A 17,016-nucleotide genomic window follows, 5' to 3' on the forward strand; every position below is an offset into this window, starting at 1 on the left:
CTTTCGGCCGTCAGCTCATCCAGTTGCCGCCATCGACATTGTAGGTCTGTGCCACGATGTAGTCGGCCTCGGCCGAGGCGAGGAAGATCGCCATGCCGGTCAGGTCTTCGGCCCGGCCCATGCGGCCAAGGGGAACCGCTTCCCCGACAAGTCTCTTCTTCTCACCGATCGGGCGGTTCTCGTATTTGGCAAAGAGGGCATCGACCTCGTCCCACATCTCGGTGCCGACAACGCCAGGTGCAATCCCATTGACGTGGATGCCGTGTTTGATCAGGTCTAGACCGGCCGATTGCGTAATCGAAATGACGGCGGCCTTTGATGCGCAATAAACGCCAACCAAGGCTTCGCCCCGGCGTCCGGCCTGACTTGCCATATTGATGATCTTGCCGCCACGCCCTTGCGCGATCATCTGCTTGGCGACCGCCTGAAGCGTGAACAGGCACCCCCCGACATTGATGTCGAAGACCCGCTGATAGCTCTTGCGGGTAATCTCGACGATCGGTGCCAGATCGAATATCGCTGCATTGTTGACAAGGATGTCGATGCCGCCGACGCGCTCGACGCAGGCTGCCACAGCCGCATCGATGGAATCCTGGCTGGAAACGTCGATCCGCACCGCATAGGCTGCAGGGCCAATTTCCGCAGCCGTTGCCAAGGCGCGTTCGAAATCGATATCGGCGATGGCAACGGCTGTTGCGCCCTCACGCACATAGGCCTCGGCGAAGGCGCGGCCGACGCCGCGCGCCGATCCCGTGATGATCGCCGATTTTCCGTTCAGTCTGCCAGTCATTGGGCCAGTCCTTTGTCATTAAATTTGTGCAAGCGGGCGGGGTCAGGCGTAAGGAACACCTTGTCGCCATGGGAAACGGGTACATCACCGCTGGTCCTCACGGTCACCATGCCGATCTTGTCGACATTTACATGCAGAAAGGTGTCGGAGCCGAGATGCTCGGCGACGCCGACCACGCCCCGCCATGTCCCACTCTCGGCGGAGAGTTTCAAATGCTCCGGACGGAAACCAATCGTGTGGGCATCGTAAGCCGCTGCCACTTCGCCCGAAGCGAAGTTCATGCGCGGCGAACCGATGAAACCGGCGACGAAGATGTTGTCCGGCTTATTGTAGAGCTCCAGCGGCGACCCGACCTGCTCGATGTGACCGGCATTCAACACCACGATCTTGTCGGCCATCGTCATGGCCTCGACCTGATCATGGGTGACGTAGATCATCGTAGTCTTCAACTGCTGGTGCAATTCGCTGATTTCCAGCCGCATGGTGCCGCGCAGCGACGCATCGAGATTGGACAATGGCTCGTCGAACAGGAAGGCGGAAGGTTCCCGCACAATCGCCCGGCCAATAGCCACGCGCTGGCGCTGGCCGCCGGAAAGCTGGCCCGGCCGACGGTCGAGATAATTGGTGAGGTTCAGCACACGGGCTGCATCCATCACCTTCTTATCAATGGCCGCAGGGTCGAGCTTGGCCATCTTCAGCGGGAAGGCGATGTTGTTGCGCACGCTCATATGCGGATAGAGCGCGTAAGACTGGAAGACCATTGCCAGGCCGCGCTTGGCAGGCGCCTCGTCTGTGACATCCCGGCCGTCGATGACGATGTGGCCGGTCGTGGTGTCTTCCAGTCCGGCGATCAGGCGCAGGAGCGTAGACTTGCCGCAGCCGGAGGGACCGACGAAGACGACGAATTCGCCTTCCTTTATCTCCAGGTCGATACCGGGAATGACCGTGGTCGCTCCGAAGGATTTCGTCACCTTGTTGAGGACGATATTACCCATCTTCTTTTCTCCCGTAGCCATTTCGACTTATTGGCCCGCATAGCGGAATGCCGATTTGTTTATTTCACAGCGCCGAATGTCAGACCGCGCACGAGTTGCTTTTGGCTGAACCAGCCCATGATCAGGATCGGGGCGATGGCGAGCGTCGAGGCGGCGGAAAGCTTGGCCCAGAACAATCCTTGCGGACTGGAGAACGAGCTGATGAAGGCCGTCAGCGGCGCCGCATTCGTGGCCGTCAGCCGGATCGTCCAGAAGGCTTCGTTCCAGGCGAGAATGATGTTCAACAGCATGGTCGAGGCGATGCCGGGAACAGCCATCGGCGTCAGGACATAGACGATCTCGTTCCACAGTGACGCCCCGTCCATGCGCGCGGCTTCCAGGATCTCCGACGGGATCTCCCGGAAATAGGTGTAGAGCATCCACACAACGATCGGCAGGTTGATCATTGTCAGCATGACGGTGAGACCGATGCGGCTGTCCAGCAGTCCGAGATTGCGGAAGATTAGATACATCGGAAAGAGCACGGCAACGGCTGGCATCATCTTGGTGGAGAGCATCCACATCAGGATGTCCTTGGTCCGTTTGCCGGGCGAAAAGGCCATGGACCACGCGGCGGGAATGGCGATCAGCAGCGCCAGAAGCGTCGAGCCCACCGACAGGATCACCGAATTCATGAAGGGCTTGAAGTAATTGTACTGGCCCTGAACCTCCGCATAGCTCTCCAGCGTACCCGACGGGATCAGGTTGAAGCCGGCAATCGCCTCGGTTTCCGATTTGAACGAAGTGATGATCGTGTAGAGGATCGGAAAGAAGATGATCAGCGCCACGATCCAGGCCGCGACCGTGAAGACTGCCTTGCGTTTCGTGCTGATAGCGCGTGCCATTGACGTGTCCTCTTAGTTCCGCTCAGCGGTCCAGGTTCTTGCCGACCGCGCGCATGGCGAAGAAGGCGACGATATTGGCAAGGATGACGGCAATAATGCCTCCGGCCGATGCCTGGCCGATTTTGAACTCGAGCGAGGCCTTCTGGTAAACCAGGAAGGGCAGGTTCGTGGAGGCATAGCCCGGGCCGCCATTGGTGGTCACTAGGATTTCTGCATAGACGGCCAGAAGGAAGATCGTCTGGATCAGGATGACGACGGTGATCGCCCGCGACATATGCGGGAGCGTCAGGTGCCAGAAACGCGCAAGGAAGTTGGCTCCGTCCATTTCGGCCGCTTCCATCTGTTCGCGATCGAGTGATTGCAGGGCGGTCAGCAGGATCAGTGTCGCAAAGGGCAGCCATTGCCAGGCGACGATGATGATGACTGAGAAAAGCGGATATTGCGCGAACCAGTCCACGGGCTGCACACCCAGAAAGCGCGCTATGTCGGCAAAAACACCGTAGCTCGGATGCATGATCATGTTCTTCCAGACCAGTGCCGCAACCGGTGGCATGACGAAGAACGGCGAGATCACCAGGATGCGCACGATACCCTGGCCGAAGATCGGCTGGTCGAGCAGCAGGGACAAAAGGATGCCGCCGATGACCGTGATCAGGAGAACGCTGCCGACGATCAGCAGCGTATTAATGATCGAAGAGAGGAAGGCGGGATTCGAGTAGAACAGCGCGTAGTTGGCAAAACCCACAAAGCCGTCACGCATCGGGTTCAGCGGATTGTACTGCTGAAACGAAAACCACAGGGTGACGATAAGCGGTACGATCATCCAGATGAACAGCAAAACCACGGACGGCGCCATCATCAGCCGGGCAAGCGTTTGGGTCTGTCGCGTAGCCATGGTTCCCTCCCGTTTATCTGGACCGTTTGGTCTCTTGCTGCTCTTGAACCGCCATGCCGATCCGCCTCAAAACGTCGACACGGCTGGCATCAATCGTCACTTGGTGCGTTTCAGGATTTGAAAAGACCGAGCCCGTCCTGGCCGGTCGGAGCAGGGCCGGTCTTGTCGAATGCGGCCCTGCCCTCACTTCGGGAGAATTACTTGATGTAGCCGCCTTCCGTCATCGTCGCGGTCGATGCGTCCTGTGCCTGCTTCAGCGCGTCGTCAACGCTCATCTGGCCGGCAAGAGCCGCCGAGAAGAGCTGGCCGACGGTCGTGCCAAGGCCCTGGAATTCAGGAATGGCGACGAACTGGACACCAACATAAGGCACCGGCTTGACGGTCGGCTTGGTTGGGTCGGCAGCGTTGATCGAGTCGAGCGTCATCTTCGCAAACGGAGCGGCCTTCTGGTACTCTGGGTTAGCGTAGAGCGATGAACGCGTGCCCGGAGGAACGTTGGCCCAGCCTTCCTTGGAAGCAACGAGCTCGAGATATGCCTTGCTGGTTGCCCAGGAAACAAACTTCTGAGCGGCTTCTGCCTTCTGCGTGCCGGCCGGAACAGCCAGTGACCATGCCCAGAGCCAGTTGCCGCGCTTGCCGAGACCGGTGTCGGGAGCGAGTGCATAGCTCACCTTGTCAGCGACGGTGGAGTCCTTCGGGTTGGACACGAAGGAAGCCGCAACGGTCGCGTCGATCCACATGCCGCACTTGCCCTGCTGGAACAGAGCCAGGTTTTCGTTGAAGCCGTTGGAGGAAGCGCCGACCGGGCCTGCGTCCTTCATCAGGTTGACGTAGAAGTCGAGCGTGTTCTTCCATTCGGGCTGGTCGAACTGGGGCTTCCAGTTTTCGTCAAACCAGCGGGCGCCAAACGAGTTGGACATGGCGGTGAGGAAGGCCATGTTCTCGCCCCAGCCGGCCTTGCCGCGAAGGCAGATGCCGTTCACGCCGGTGGCGCGGTCGGTCATCTTGCGGGCGGCGTCTGCAACAAAGTCCCAGGTCGGCGCATCAGGCATGGTGAGCCCCGCCTTTTCCATCAAATCCTTGCGGTACATGATGAACGAGCTTTCGCCGTAGAACGGAGCTGCATAAAGCTTGCCGTCAACGGTCAGACCACCTGAAATCGCCGGGATGATATCGGCTGCATCATAGTCTGCGCCGAGATTGTCGAGCGGAAGAAGCCAGTTCTGCTTGGCCCAGATCGGAACTTCGTAGGTGCCGATCGTCATCACGTCGTACTGGCCACCCTTGGTGGCAATATCGGTCGTGACGCGTTCACGCAGAACGTTTTCTTCCAGCGTCACCCATTCGACCTGAATGTCGGGGTTGGCCGCAGTGAATTCGCTCGTCAGCCCCTGCATGCGGATCATGTCGCCGTTGTTTACGGTCGCAATGGTGAGTGTTTCGGCCGAGGCCATGCCGGCAAGTGCCAGCGCTGAGCAGGCGCCCAGCAGAATCGTCTTCAATGTCATGTCTTCCTCCCAGAAGAAAAATGAGCATTCGCTTTGCTCATGGGCAATTACTCATTTACGGCGCGCACAAAGTCAAGCGGGATTCATTGCTGCAATGCCGCATTACAGGAGGAAGCTATTGAAGAAGATGGATAAAAACTTCGCCGCCTCAGCGCTTCAGCAGCAATCGAGCTGTATCTTCGTCTGTGATCAGGCCATTGACGTGACCACCCCGGACTGCCGCATGGACGGCAGCGTGCTTGCGTTTGCCGCGCGCAATGGCGATCACGGTCGAACTTTCGCGGGAGGGAATATTCAGACTGGCGACCCGCTCGTTGACCGGATGGTCGAGCAGCTTTCCGTCCCCGCCGAAGATCCAGCCGCAGATTTCGCCAACCGCCCCGGCTTTGAGCAGGTCCTCCATTTCGTCGCGCTTCAGGAAGCCATCGACCAGAAGGGGAGCATTCAGCGCCATGTCGCCCACGCCGACAAAGGTCACATTCGATTTCTGCCCCAGCGCAATCGTCGGTGCGACCAGTGGCTGCGCATGCAGCAGCAGTTTCTCCTCCGGTGAGGAGACAATGACCGGCAGCGGCATGGGATAGTGCGGCGCCTTGATCGCATCAGCCATGGAGAAGATGACGTTGAAATAGGCCGCAGATCCATCGGGGCTGATGTTCCCCGTCAAAGAGACGATCTTGTGCTGCGGACATTCCATTGGCGACAATTGGTGGATCATCGCGCGCAGTGTGCGCCCTGTTCCCATGGCAACGACGAGCGGATCGGACTGCTTCAGCCAGCGCTCCAGTTCCGCTGCCCCGGCTTCGGCAAGGCCCACCGTGGCAGACTCCGATTCGGGATCGGAAGGCACGATCTCCACCTGCCGCAAACCATACCGGTTCTTCAGCGCTTCGGCGAGTTCCAGGCATGCGGCAATCGGGTGGTCGAGACGAACCTTGATCAGGCGCTCCGCGATGGAAAGTGAGACGAGACGCTGGGCGCTTTGCCGGGAAATACCCATTAGTGCCGCGATTTCGTCCTGCGTCCGACCTGAGACATAGTAGAGCCAGCCCGCGCGTGCCGCATCGTCCAGTCTCGTCTGTCCTTCACTGCGCCGCGCCATGCCGTCTCCTCCCTTTGGAACAGTGCTGCCAATTTTGCCGCCTGCTGTCAAATCGGCACCGACCCGGACCAGAAGAACGGTTCATGAGGGCGAACCGGTCAACATCGTGAACCGCAGAAAAAAAGTCCCGCCGAAGCGGGACCGAGGTGGGAGCCCTGAGGCTGCCGGGGGAGGTTGGGGGGAAGAATGTCCACCTTATAACGGGCGGTTCTTGCGAATGTTCCAATGTCTGGAACAAAATTCGGCCGTTGTCAGAAACTCAAGCGGCTGCGCTTCCAGTGCCTAGCTGCCGGAGTTGCCTGGTTTCTTGCTGTCGCTCGTCTTCATCGCATCGCCCAGATCCTGTTTGACGGGATCTTGAAGGTTCTCGCCCTGCGCGTCGCGGTCGGTATCCGGATCGTCCGCTGCCGGCAGATAGCCGCGAGGCCGGTTTTCCTGCGGCCCTTCCCAGCGGGGTGACTGGTCCGTTGTGCCCGCTTTTCCGTCTTTCGGTGCGTTCATGCCCATGATGTTCTCCTTTGCGCCTGTTCGTTCCCAACCGGACACCTCCCGACCTGTTCCCAGGAACATTCGCCCTCCGCCTCTGTTTGTCGAATGCACTGTGAACCTCAAGCGATCTGGAAAGGCATGGGATGACGAAGCCACAAATTGTCATCATCGGGGCGGGCTTCGGCGGTTTGGCCTGCGCAAAAGCGCTCGGAAACAGCGATATCGGCGTGACTGTCGTTGACCGTCGAAACCACAATCTGTTCCAACCGCTCCTCTACCAAGTCGCAACAGCCGCCCTGTCACCCGCGGACGTTTCGGAGCCGATCCGCCGTACCCTGGCCCGCTACGGCAACATCCGGGTTCTGATGGGTGAGGTGAACGGGATCGACAGCGAGGGGAGGGAGATCCTGCTGTCGGATGGTGCCCGCCTTCCCTATGACAGCCTGATCATCGCCACCGGGTCGGAATACAATTATTTCGGCCATGACGAGTGGCATCACCATGCCCCCGGTCTGAAGTCGGTGCACGAGGCCCGCCAGATCCGCCACCGCCTTCTGCTTGCCTTCGAACAGGCTGAGCGCAGCACGGACGACGCCGAAAAGCGCAGGCTTCTAACCAGCGTGATCGTCGGCGGTGGACCGACCGGGGTAGAGATGGCCGGCGCCATTTCCGAACTCGGCTCCTTCATGATCGCCAAGGATTTCGACAGCCTTTCGCGCGATCAGTTTCGCGTGCTTCTCGTCGAGGCCGGGCCGAGGATCCTCGCCACCTTCCCGCAGGACCTCTCCGACTACGCCGCCAATTATCTCACTCGCATCGGTGTGGAGATCCACCTGAACACCGCCGTCCAGGACATCGAACCGGACCGTATTCGAATGGCCGGCGAATGGCTGCCGGCCGGCTGCATCGTCTGGGGCGCGGGCGTCAAGGCGTCGCCGGCGGCGCGTTGGTTGGGCGTTGAGCCCGGTCCCGCCGGGCGCCTCCCGGTCGATCCCCGTCTTGCCGTGATCGGGCGGCCCAATATCTACGCCCTGGGTGACACTGCCCTTGCACTCGATGCAGACGGCAAACCCTTGCCGGCTTTGGCTCAAGTCGCAAAGCAGCAGGGGCTCTATCTGGGAAATGCGCTGAAGGCAGAACTGCTAACCGGCGCAAAATCCCCGCCCTTTGTCTTCCAGAATCGCGGCAACACCGCCGTCATCGGTCGCAACGCGGCCGTCTTCGACTTCGGCCGATGGCATCTGAAGGGCAGGCTAGCATGGTTCCTGTGGGCCATTGTCCATGTCTGGCTACTGGTCAATTTTGAAAAGCGTCTTCTCGTCAGCATCCAGTGGCTGTGGCGCTATGCCACCCGGCAAAGAGGTGCCCGGCTGATCGATGAGGATGCGGTCGGGCACATCATGCCGCCACCTGCTGCAGATCCTCAGCGCCCTCATTGACCCGCCGTATCCGACAGAAAACGGCTTGACGAACGTAATGTTATTACATATCAGAAGGGCCGACGCAGGATGTGCTTGACCAGTCTATGGCGGAGGTTCTATTCATGGGGAGACGGTTCCCCCACCGGATGACTCCGAGGGGATTAATAGGGAACACGGTGCGGAAGACCCAGAAGGGACCAAGACCGTGGCTGCCCCCGCAACTGTAAGCGGATTGCCGTCCATTCTCGCGGCGCGAAAGCGCCGGGCCACTGCGAGCGATCGTGGGAAGGCAGATGGACGACAGATATTCGCAAGCCAGGAGACCTGCCGTCAAATGAGTGAGACACGTAGCGGACGGGGTGTTCCGATGGATACGAACTGGCTTGCAGACCGCGCCTCAGGCGTAGGTTCATGGGCGCCATTTTGCCTCCGGAGAAGTCCTGCGGAGGAAAGACTTGCCGGACATCATCATCGATAGTTTCAGCGCGGCTGCTGAAATTTACGACGCCACGGCTGCCTTCCACTTGGGGAGGGTTGGACGTGAGTTGTGATACCAGGGGCATATCCGTCAGGGCAGTCGACCTGGGTTGGGGACCAAAGCCCTCGCAGTTTCTTGTGCGCGACGTCTCCTTTTCGATCGGGGGCGGGGATCGCCTCGCGATTGTCGGCCCGAACGGCGCTGGCAAGACGACCCTGCTGCGCTGCCTCTATCGCGGTGTCGCGCCGCTTGAGGGCAGGGTGGAAATCGACGGTCATGATATCACAGATCTGACCCCGCGTCAGGTTGCCCGCCGCGTAGCCGTCGTTCTGCAGGAAATGCCGGCGGATTTTCCGTTCACTGTCCGGGACGTTGTCTTGATGGGCCGCGTGCCATGGCGCGAGGGGCTAACCGGCTGGACGGACCAGGACCGTGACGAAGCCCGTCATGCGCTCGAACATCTTGATCTGCTGTCTCTTGCAAACCGGCAATTCTCGACTTTGTCCGGCGGCGAAAAACAGCGCGTCCTCGTGGCACGCGCTTTGGCGCAGAATCCGGAGATCCTCATCCTGGACGAGCCGACCAATCACCTCGACATCCGCCACCAATTGGAGATCCTGGCTCTGCTCGCCACGCTGCGGCTGACCATCGTCACCACGTTGCACGACATCAATCTGGCCGCCGATTTCGCCACCCATGTTGCACTGATGCAGTCTGGCCGAATGATCGCCTTCGGCCATCCGGACGAGGTCCTGACTGATCACGCCATCTCCGGCACCTTCGGCGTCCTCGCCGAGCGTCAGCGGATGGCGGGTGCCGGTCTCTCTCGCTTTTCATTCTCCCTTGGCAGTTCCTGATTTGAAAGAGCCACCCATGTTCACGCCCCGTTTGCTCTCCGCCGCCACTCTTTTCGTTGCTGTTCTGGCCGCTTCGACAGCCGCAGCCTTTCCCGTCACGGTGAAAAGCTGCAACCGTGATGTCACCTTCGATGAGGCACCGAAGCGCGCGATCTCCAATGACGTGAACCTGACCGAGATGATGCTGGCCCTTAAGCTGCAGGACCACATGGTTGGCTACACTGGCATTTCCGGCTGGAAGACGCTCGATGCGAGCCTGCGCGAAGGCGTGAAGGAACTGCCCGAGCTCTCGCCGAAATATCCCAGCAAGGAGGTCCTGCTGGAGGCAGATGCCGACTTCTATTTCGCCGGCTGGAACTACGGCATGAAGGTCGGCGGCGAAGTCACGCCCGAGACGCTGAGCCCCTTCGGCATCAAGGTCTATGAACTGACGGAATCCTGCAGCCACATCATGGCCAAGGCCAAGCCCAGCATGGATGACATGTTCGTCGATCTCCTCAATCTCGGCCGCATCTTCGACGTCGAGGACCGGGCGGAAGCGCTCGTCGCCGGCTACAAGAGTGGGCTTGCCGAAATTCAGGAGCGGATCGGCACCGTCAAGGAACCCGTCCGCGTCTTCGTCTATGATTCCGGCACGGAAAAGCCCTTCACCGCAGGCCGCTTCGGCATCCCGACGGCCATGATTGAAGCCGCCGGCGGCATAAACATCATGGATGACGTCGAGAAAAGCTGGACCGAGGTCTCTTGGGAGCCGGTCATCGACCGGAATCCTGAGGTCATTGTCATCGTTGACTACGGTGATGTCACGGCCGAACAGAAGATCGCCTTCATGAAGGAAAATCCGGCCTTCAAGAACATCGACGCCGTCAAGAATGATCGTTTCGTGGTGCTCGCCTATGTCGAAGCGACGCCAGGACCTCGCAACGTCGCGGCGATCGAACGCCTCGCCGACGCCTTCCATCCGCGCAACATGTAAGGCCCGAAGGCGGCCCCCGGTTAAAGCCGGGCTGCTTGCTGTTGGGAATTCAGGGATATGAAATAGCATGCGCGGCAGTAGGATCTTGCTCTGGACGGTGGGCGCGCTCGGCCTGCTGTTCCTCTGCGTCACACTTGGCGTCTCGCTGGGCTCGGCGCGCATCCCGGTGGTTACGGTGTGGTCGATCCTCGGTCACCACGCGGCACCAGATCTTTTCCAGCAGACCTGGTCGGCCGGCCGCGACAGCATCGTCTGGGAGGTGCGCTTGCCACGCGTCCTGTTGGCCGCTCTGGTCGGCGCTGGTTTGGCTGTCGTTGGCGCCGCCCTCCAGTCGATTACCCGCAATCCACTCGCCGACCCGCACCTGCTCGGCGTATCCTCTGGCGGCGCCCTTGGTGCGATCATCGCACTTCTGCACACCGGCCTGATCTTCGGCGTGATCACCGTGCCCCTGTTCGCCTTCGCAGGCGGGCTCTGCGCCACAATGGCCGTGGTCGCCGTCACCCGCATGACCGGAGCCGCGCCGGACCGGCTGGTGCTGTCGGGCGTGGCAGTCGCTTTCATCGCCACCTCGCTCGGCAATCTCGCGATTTTCCTCGGCGATCCTCGCGCCGCGCATACGGTGATCTTCTGGATGCTCGGCGGCCTCGGCCTCGCCGAATGGAGCCATCTCGTCTATCCGGCCGTCACGCTTGCCGCCTCCCTCGTCTTCCTTGTCCTGCGTGCCCGCGAAATCAATGCGCTCGCCATGGGCGATGAAACGGCAGCCACCTTGGGGGTGCCCGTTGCCCGCTTTCGCGCGGAACTCTTTGTGGTGACGGCCCTGCTGACGGGCGTGATGGTCGCTTTTTCCGGCGCCATCGGTTTCGTCGGACTATTGGTTCCGCATTTCGTGCGCCTGACCGGCGGCAGCGACAACGTTCGCGTCATCCCGCTGTCAGCCTTGGCCGGCGCGGTGGTTCTGATCCTCGCCGACGTCGTCTCCCGCACGATCATGGCCCCGGAGGACGTGCCGATCGGCGTGATCACCGGTCTCGTCGGGGGACTGTCCTTCATTCTTCTTCTGAGGCGTCGATAAGCATTGTTCAAATTTCTGTTGCCCTTGGTTCGTTTTGACTTAGGTTGAAGAAAAACGAAAGAGTAGGGGATGGAGATGCTGCTTTCGGCCCGACAGACGGAAATCATGGCGCTTGCCAAGGAATATGGCCGCGTTCTCGTGGATGAACTGGCAGCCCGGTTCGCCGTGACACCCCAGACGATTCGCAAGGATCTCAACGATCTCTGCGATATCAGGGCGCTGAACCGCATTCATGGCGGCGCCGTATTCCCGACCGGAAATGAAAACGTCAAATACGAAGCGCGCCGCTCTATGGCAGCAACCGAGAAGCAGGCGATCGGCCGGGCCGCAGCCGATCTCATTCCCGACAACTCCTCGCTCTTCATCAACATTGGCACCACCACCGAAGCGGTCGGCGACGCGCTGGTCGACCACAAGGAATTGATGGTCATTACCAATAATATCAACGTCGCCAATCGCTTGCGTGTCTTTCCCTCGATCGAGGTGGTCATCGCGGGCGGCGTGGTGCGCGGGTCGGATGGCGGTATCGTCGGCGAAGCAGCCGTCGATTTCATCCGTCAGTTCAAGGTTGATTTCGCCGTCATCGGTGTATCCGCTATTGATGAAGATGGCGCGCTGCTCGATTTCGATTTTCGCGAAGTGAAAGTCGCCCAAGCCATCATTGCCAACGCGCGACACGTCATTCTGGTCACGGACGCCTCCAAGTTTGAACGCACCGCACCCGTTCGCATCGGCCATATATCGCAGGTGCAGACCTTCATAACCGATCACTGTCCCTCCGACAGCATCCGCTCGATTTGCCTCGACAATGATGTCCGCATGATCGAAACATCCGTCGCTACAGCCGCGATCGAAGCCGAATAACTTTCGTTTGACATTCGTTTAAATTGCGTTTTAGATATCCAGACTTTCGCTATCGCAGCAAATGCTGCAGTGCGAAAACAGGGGGGAACGATGTCGGGGCAGCCTATCTACGATCTGTTTGTGATCGGTGGCGGGATAAACGGGTGTGGGATCGCGCGTGACGCGGCTGGCCGTGGCTATTCCGTCGCCCTGGCGGAAATGAATGATTTCGCCTCCGGCACGTCGTCAGGCGCCACCAAGCTGATCCATGGCGGCCTGCGCTACCTCGAACATTACGAATTCCGACTGGTCCGCGAAGCGCTGATGGAGCGAGAAGTGCTCTGGGCGATGGCGCCGCATGTCATCTGGCCCCTGCGTTTCGTCCTGCCGTTCCAGAAGGGCGGCATCCGGCCGGCTTGGCTCATCCGCCTCGGCCTGTTCCTGTATGACCACCTCGGCGGCCGCAAGCTCTTGCCCGCAACGCGCACGCTTGATCTCCGCCGCGATCCGGCAGGCAAGCCGCTGAAGCCGATCTTCTCCAAGGCCTTCGAATATTCCGACGGTTGGGTCGATGACGCCCGCATGGTGGTATTGAACGCCCGCGATGCCGAAATCCGCGGTGCCACCATCCTCAGCCGCTCGCGTGTGACATCGGCGAAGCGCGAAGATGGCGTCTGGGCCATCACCACCCGCAAGCGCGATGGAACGGTCTCCACCCACCGTGCCCGCATGCTGGTCAATGCCGCCGGTCCCTGGGTCGATCAGGTGCTCGCTGGCGCCTTCGGCCGCAACAACGTGCACAATGTCCGGCTCGTCCAGGGCAGCCACATCATCGTGAAGAAGAAGTTCAACGATCCGCGCGCCTATTTCTTCCAGAACCCGGACAATCGCATCATCTTCGCCATCCCCTATGAGCGCGACTTTACCCTCATCGGCACGACGGACCGCGACTATACCGAGGATCCGAAGGATGTTCGCATCAGCCCCGAAGAGGTGAACTATCTCTGTGGCGCGGCAAGCGAGTATTTCCAGGAGCCGGTCGTTCCTGATGACATCGTCTGGAGCTATTCGGCGGTGCGCCCGCTCTTCGATGATGGCGCCTCGAAGGCCCAGGAAGCGACCCGTGACTACGTGCTGAAGGTCGAAGGCAGGGAAGGCGAGGCGCCGCTGCTCAACGTCTTCGGCGGCAAGCTAACCACCTATCGCCGATTGGCCGAGCATGCGTTGGAAAAGATCGGCGAGACGATCGGTTCGAAGGGCACATCCTGGACGGCCGGCAGCCAGCTCCCGGGCGGTGATTTCGGCGTCAACGCCTACGAGGCGACGGTAGAGAAGCTGCTGACAGCCTATCCCTTCCTTGAGCGGGCCCATGCCGAGCGGCTGATCCGCTGCTACGGCACGGATGCCCGTGCCATCCTTGGTGCCGCACGGACGCTCGAGGATCTGGGTCGTTATTTCGGCGGCACGCTATACGAGGCGGAAGTTCGCTGGTTGATCGAACGCGAATGGGCTGTCACGGCCGAAGATGTGCTGTGGCGCCGGACGAAGCAGGGACTGTTCCTGACGCCAGAGGAGGCAGAGGGGCTGGACGGATATATGGGGTTGATGGCTGCGGCCTGAGGCCGGAGCGAAGATACCGACGGTTTGGAGGAGGCCCGAGGAAACATGTTGGAACTGCGTAAAGTCTCGAAAATGGTGGGGGTGGATTATCACATTCACCCGACCGACCTGACGTTGCAGCGGGGTACGCTGAACGTCCTGCTCGGCCCCACGCTTTCGGGCAAGACCTCGCTGATGCGGTTGATGGCGGGCCTCGACAAGCCCACCTCCGGCAGCGTCTTCTTCGATGGGGTCGATGTGACGGGTGTTCCGGTGCAGAAGCGCCAGGTCGCTATGGTTTACCAGCAGTTCATCAATTATCCCGCCCTGACGGTTTACGAGAACATCGCCTCGCCGATGCGGGTCAAGGGCGTCGATCAGGCAACGATCGACCGCGAAGTCCGCAAGGCCGCCGATCTCCTGCGGCTCACCCCCTATCTCGATCGCACGCCGCTCAGTCTCTCCGGCGGCCAGCAACAGCGCACGGCGCTCGCCCGTGCCATCGTCAAGAAGGCAAATCTCGTCCTGCTCGACGAACCGCTTGCCAATCTTGACTACAAGCTGCGTGAAGAACTGCGCGAAGAACTGCCCAAGATCTTTGCCGAATCGGGCGCCATCTTCGTCTACGCCACCACCGAACCCTCGGAAGCCCTTCTGCTCGGCGGCAATACGGCAACCCTCAGCGAAGGCCGCATCACCCAGTTCGGCAGCACCATCTCGGTCTATCGTAAGCCTGCCGATCTCGCCTCGGCCCGCATCTTCGCCGATCCGCCGCTCAATACCCTGGACGTGGTGAAGGTGTCGAACCAGTTCCAGCGTGATGGACGGATGGTTCTTCCGGTCCCGGCTCATCTGGCCGCGATCCCGGACGGGCCTGTCACGATTGCCTTCCATCCGCATCATCTCTCCCTGTCCGCATCGGATGGCTCCGCCGGTCTCACGGCCCGCACGCTGGTATCGGAGATCGCCGGGTCGGAAAGCTTCATCCACGTCGAGTACGGCAATGCCCGCTGGGTCAGCCTTGAGCACGGCATTCACGACATCGAACCCGACCGGGACATCGACGTCTTCATCGACACCCGACACCTGATGGCCTTCGGTGCCGAGGGCCGCGCCCTTGGTGCTTCGCCCGAACTGGCCGCGTGAGGGAGGACCGACATGGCGCGCATCAATCTCGACCATATCCGCCACGCCTACACACCGGCCGCTCGCGCAGCCGGAGACTATGCCCTGAAGGAAGTCCATCACGAATGGGATGACGGCGGTGCCTACGCGCTTCTAGGCCCGTCGGGCTGTGGCAAGACCACCCTTCTCAACATCATTTCGGGTCTCTTGCACCCCTCCGATGGCCGCATCGAATTCGATGGCGTCGACGTGACCACGCTGCCGACCCAGGCGCGCAACATCGCCCAGGTCTTCCAGTTCCCGGTCGTCTACGACACCATGACTGTCTACGACAACCTCGCTTTCCCGCTGCGCAACCGCCATGTGCCGGAAGATCAAGTCAATAAGCGGGTCAACGAGATCCTCGACATGATCGACCTCCAGCCCATGGCGAAAAAGCGCGCCCAAGGTCTGACCGCCGACCAGAAGCAGAAGATTTCGCTCGGCCGTGGCCTGGTGCGTTCCGACGTCAACGCCATCCTCTTCGATGAGCCGCTGACCGTCATCGATCCGCACATGAAATGGGTGCTGCGTTCGCAGCTGAAGCGCCTGCACCGCCAGTCCGGCTTCACCATGGTCTATGTCACCCACGACCAGACCGAAGCCCTCACCTTCGCCGACAAGGTCGTCGTCATGTATGACGGCCAGATCGTTCAGATCGGAACGCCGGCCGAACTTTTCGAACGCCCGAGCCACACCTTCGTCGGCTATTTCATCGGCTCGCCGGGCATGAACGTCATGCCGGCCAAAATCAGCGGCACGACCGCCACCGTCGGCGACCAGTCGATCGCGCTTCCCGGCGCACCCAAGCTCGCTTCTCAGTCGAAGCTCGAACTCGGCATTCGTCCCGAGTTCGTTCGCTTGGGACGCGAAGGCATGCCGGTCACGATCTCCAAGGTCGAAGACATCGGCCGCCAGAAGATCGTCCGGGCCCGCTTCTGCGACCAGCCCTTGTCGATCGTGGTTTCGGAAGACGCCGACATTCCGACCGATCCAAAAATCACGTTCGACCCGGCGGGCATCGGCATCTTCGCCGATTCTTGGCGCGTAGGTCTGGAGGGCTGACGATGGAAAAGACCTGGAACAACAAGGCCTGGTTCATGGTCATTCCGGTCCTGCTGCTGGTGGCCTTCTCGGCCGTCATCCCGCTGATGACCGTGGTCAACTATTCCGTTCAGGACACCTTCGGCAACAACGAATTCTTCTGGGCAGGCACCGACTGGTTCGCCGAAATCCTGTCGTCGGACCGCTTCTGGGATGCCCTGGTCCGCAACCTGATCTTCTCGATGATCATCCTGGCGATCGAGGTGCCGCTCGGCATCCTGATCGCGCTCAACATGCCGAAGAAGGGTCTGGGCGTGCCGGTCTGCCTGGTGCTCATGGCCCTGCCGCTTCTCATTCCGTGGAACGTCGTCGGCACCATCTGGCAGGTCTTCGGCCGCGTCGACATCGGTCTTCTCGGCTATGTCCTGAACGCCATCGGCATCGACTACAACCTTACCCAGGATCCCGTCGATGCCTGGATCACGGTCATCGCCATGGACGTCTGGCACTGGACCAGCCTCGTCGTGCTGCTCTGCTACGCCGGCCTCGTCTCGATCCCGGATGCCTATTACCAGGCTGCCAAGATCGATGGTGCCTCCCGCTTCTCCGTCTTCCGCTACATCCAGCTGCCGAAGATGAAGCGCGTGCTCCTGATCGCCGTGCTGCTCCGCTTCATGGACAGCTTCATGATCTACACCGAGCCCTTCGTCGTCACCGGCGGTGGCCCCGGCAATTCGACCACTTTCCTGTCGATCGACCTGGTCAAGATGGCCGTCGGGCAGTTCGACCTCGGTCCGGCGGCAGCCATGTCCATTATCTACTTCCTGATCATCCTGCTGATGTCATGGGTCTTCTACACCGTGATGACCGTCAGCGACGCAAAGAGCCAGTAA

At 60.5% G+C, this 17,016-nt stretch carries 16 protein-coding genes and 1 riboswitch; of the genes, 9 read left to right on the forward strand and 7 right to left on the reverse strand.

Features of this window, described 5'->3' with window-relative positions; genetic code table 11:
- Window positions 1-10: 10 nt before the first annotated feature.
- The 7 genes from FJQ55_RS00465 to FJQ55_RS00495 form a co-directional block, all read right to left on the reverse strand.
- Window positions 11-790 (reverse strand): L-iditol 2-dehydrogenase, encoded by a 780-nt coding sequence (locus tag FJQ55_RS00465; RefSeq protein WP_140825789.1) that lies wholly within the window; start codon window positions 788-790, stop codon window positions 11-13.
- Window positions 787-1,785: an ABC transporter ATP-binding protein gene (locus FJQ55_RS00470; protein WP_140825790.1), complete on the reverse strand. Its 999-nt coding sequence runs from the start codon at window positions 1,783-1,785 to the stop codon at window positions 787-789. Before FJQ55_RS00470 ends, FJQ55_RS00465 begins: the two co-directional genes overlap by 4 nt.
- A gap of 59 nt (window positions 1,786-1,844) precedes the next feature.
- Window positions 1,845-2,669: a carbohydrate ABC transporter permease gene (locus FJQ55_RS00475; RefSeq protein WP_062277504.1), complete on the reverse strand. Its 825-nt coding sequence runs from the start codon at window positions 2,667-2,669 to the stop codon at window positions 1,845-1,847.
- A 22-nt stretch (window positions 2,670-2,691) separates the two neighbouring features.
- Window positions 2,692-3,564 carry a carbohydrate ABC transporter permease gene (locus tag FJQ55_RS00480; RefSeq protein ID WP_140825791.1) on the reverse strand — a complete coding sequence of 291 codons (873 nt, stop codon included), beginning with the start codon at window positions 3,562-3,564 and terminating at the stop codon, window positions 2,692-2,694.
- Window positions 3,565-3,761: 197 nt separating this feature from the next.
- Entirely contained in the window at window positions 3,762-5,072 is a 1,311-nt protein-coding gene (locus FJQ55_RS00485) for an ABC transporter substrate-binding protein (protein ID WP_140825792.1), read from the reverse strand.
- Between the two features lie 148 nt (window positions 5,073-5,220).
- A complete protein-coding gene (locus FJQ55_RS00490; protein ID WP_140825793.1) occupies window positions 5,221-6,174 on the reverse strand; it encodes a sugar-binding transcriptional regulator in 954 nt (317 codons plus the stop codon).
- 282 nt (window positions 6,175-6,456) lie between these two features.
- On the reverse strand, window positions 6,457-6,681 hold the full coding sequence (locus FJQ55_RS00495; protein ID WP_140825794.1) for a hypothetical protein: 225 nt from the start codon (window positions 6,679-6,681) through the stop codon (window positions 6,457-6,459).
- Window positions 6,682-6,806: 125 nt separating this feature from the next.
- Between FJQ55_RS00495 and FJQ55_RS00500 the strand changes: the two genes are divergently transcribed.
- The 9 genes from FJQ55_RS00500 (at window position 6,807) to FJQ55_RS00540 (ending at window position 17,016) form a co-directional block, all read left to right on the forward strand.
- Entirely contained in the window at window positions 6,807-8,102 is a 1,296-nt protein-coding gene (locus FJQ55_RS00500; RefSeq protein WP_140825795.1) for an NAD(P)/FAD-dependent oxidoreductase, read from the forward strand.
- A gap of 96 nt (window positions 8,103-8,198) precedes the next feature.
- Window positions 8,199-8,430: riboswitch (cobalamin riboswitch) on the forward strand.
- A gap of 194 nt (window positions 8,431-8,624) precedes the next feature.
- Window positions 8,625-9,419, forward strand: coding sequence for an ABC transporter ATP-binding protein (locus FJQ55_RS00505; RefSeq protein ID WP_246084986.1), 795 nt, complete (start codon window positions 8,625-8,627; stop codon window positions 9,417-9,419).
- A gap of 16 nt (window positions 9,420-9,435) precedes the next feature.
- The gene (locus FJQ55_RS00510; protein ID WP_140825797.1) at window positions 9,436-10,395 is read left to right on the forward strand and encodes an ABC transporter substrate-binding protein; all 960 of its coding nucleotides are present in this window, start codon (window positions 9,436-9,438) and stop codon (window positions 10,393-10,395) included.
- 67 nt (window positions 10,396-10,462) lie between these two features.
- On the forward strand, window positions 10,463-11,473 hold the full coding sequence (locus FJQ55_RS00515) for a FecCD family ABC transporter permease (RefSeq protein ID WP_140825798.1): 1,011 nt from the start codon (window positions 10,463-10,465) through the stop codon (window positions 11,471-11,473).
- A gap of 75 nt (window positions 11,474-11,548) precedes the next feature.
- The gene (locus FJQ55_RS00520; protein WP_140829009.1) at window positions 11,549-12,337 is read left to right on the forward strand and encodes a DeoR/GlpR family DNA-binding transcription regulator; all 789 of its coding nucleotides are present in this window, start codon (window positions 11,549-11,551) and stop codon (window positions 12,335-12,337) included.
- A 90-nt stretch (window positions 12,338-12,427) separates the two neighbouring features.
- Window positions 12,428-13,936, forward strand: coding sequence for a glycerol-3-phosphate dehydrogenase (glpD, locus tag FJQ55_RS00525; protein ID WP_140825799.1), 1,509 nt, complete (start codon window positions 12,428-12,430; stop codon window positions 13,934-13,936).
- 45 nt (window positions 13,937-13,981) lie between these two features.
- Complete coding sequence (locus FJQ55_RS00530; RefSeq protein ID WP_140825800.1) at window positions 13,982-15,061, forward strand: ABC transporter ATP-binding protein; 1,080 nt, start codon at window positions 13,982-13,984, stop codon at window positions 15,059-15,061.
- A gap of 12 nt (window positions 15,062-15,073) precedes the next feature.
- Complete coding sequence (locus FJQ55_RS00535; RefSeq protein WP_140825801.1) at window positions 15,074-16,144, forward strand: ABC transporter ATP-binding protein; 1,071 nt, start codon at window positions 15,074-15,076, stop codon at window positions 16,142-16,144.
- A 2-nt stretch (window positions 16,145-16,146) separates the two neighbouring features.
- A complete protein-coding gene (locus FJQ55_RS00540; protein WP_113378354.1) occupies window positions 16,147-17,016 on the forward strand; it encodes a carbohydrate ABC transporter permease in 870 nt (289 codons plus the stop codon).

It is taken from the genome of Rhizobium glycinendophyticum (assembly GCF_006443685.1).
Classification (GTDB): Bacteria; Pseudomonadota; Alphaproteobacteria; order Rhizobiales; family Rhizobiaceae; genus Allorhizobium; species Allorhizobium glycinendophyticum.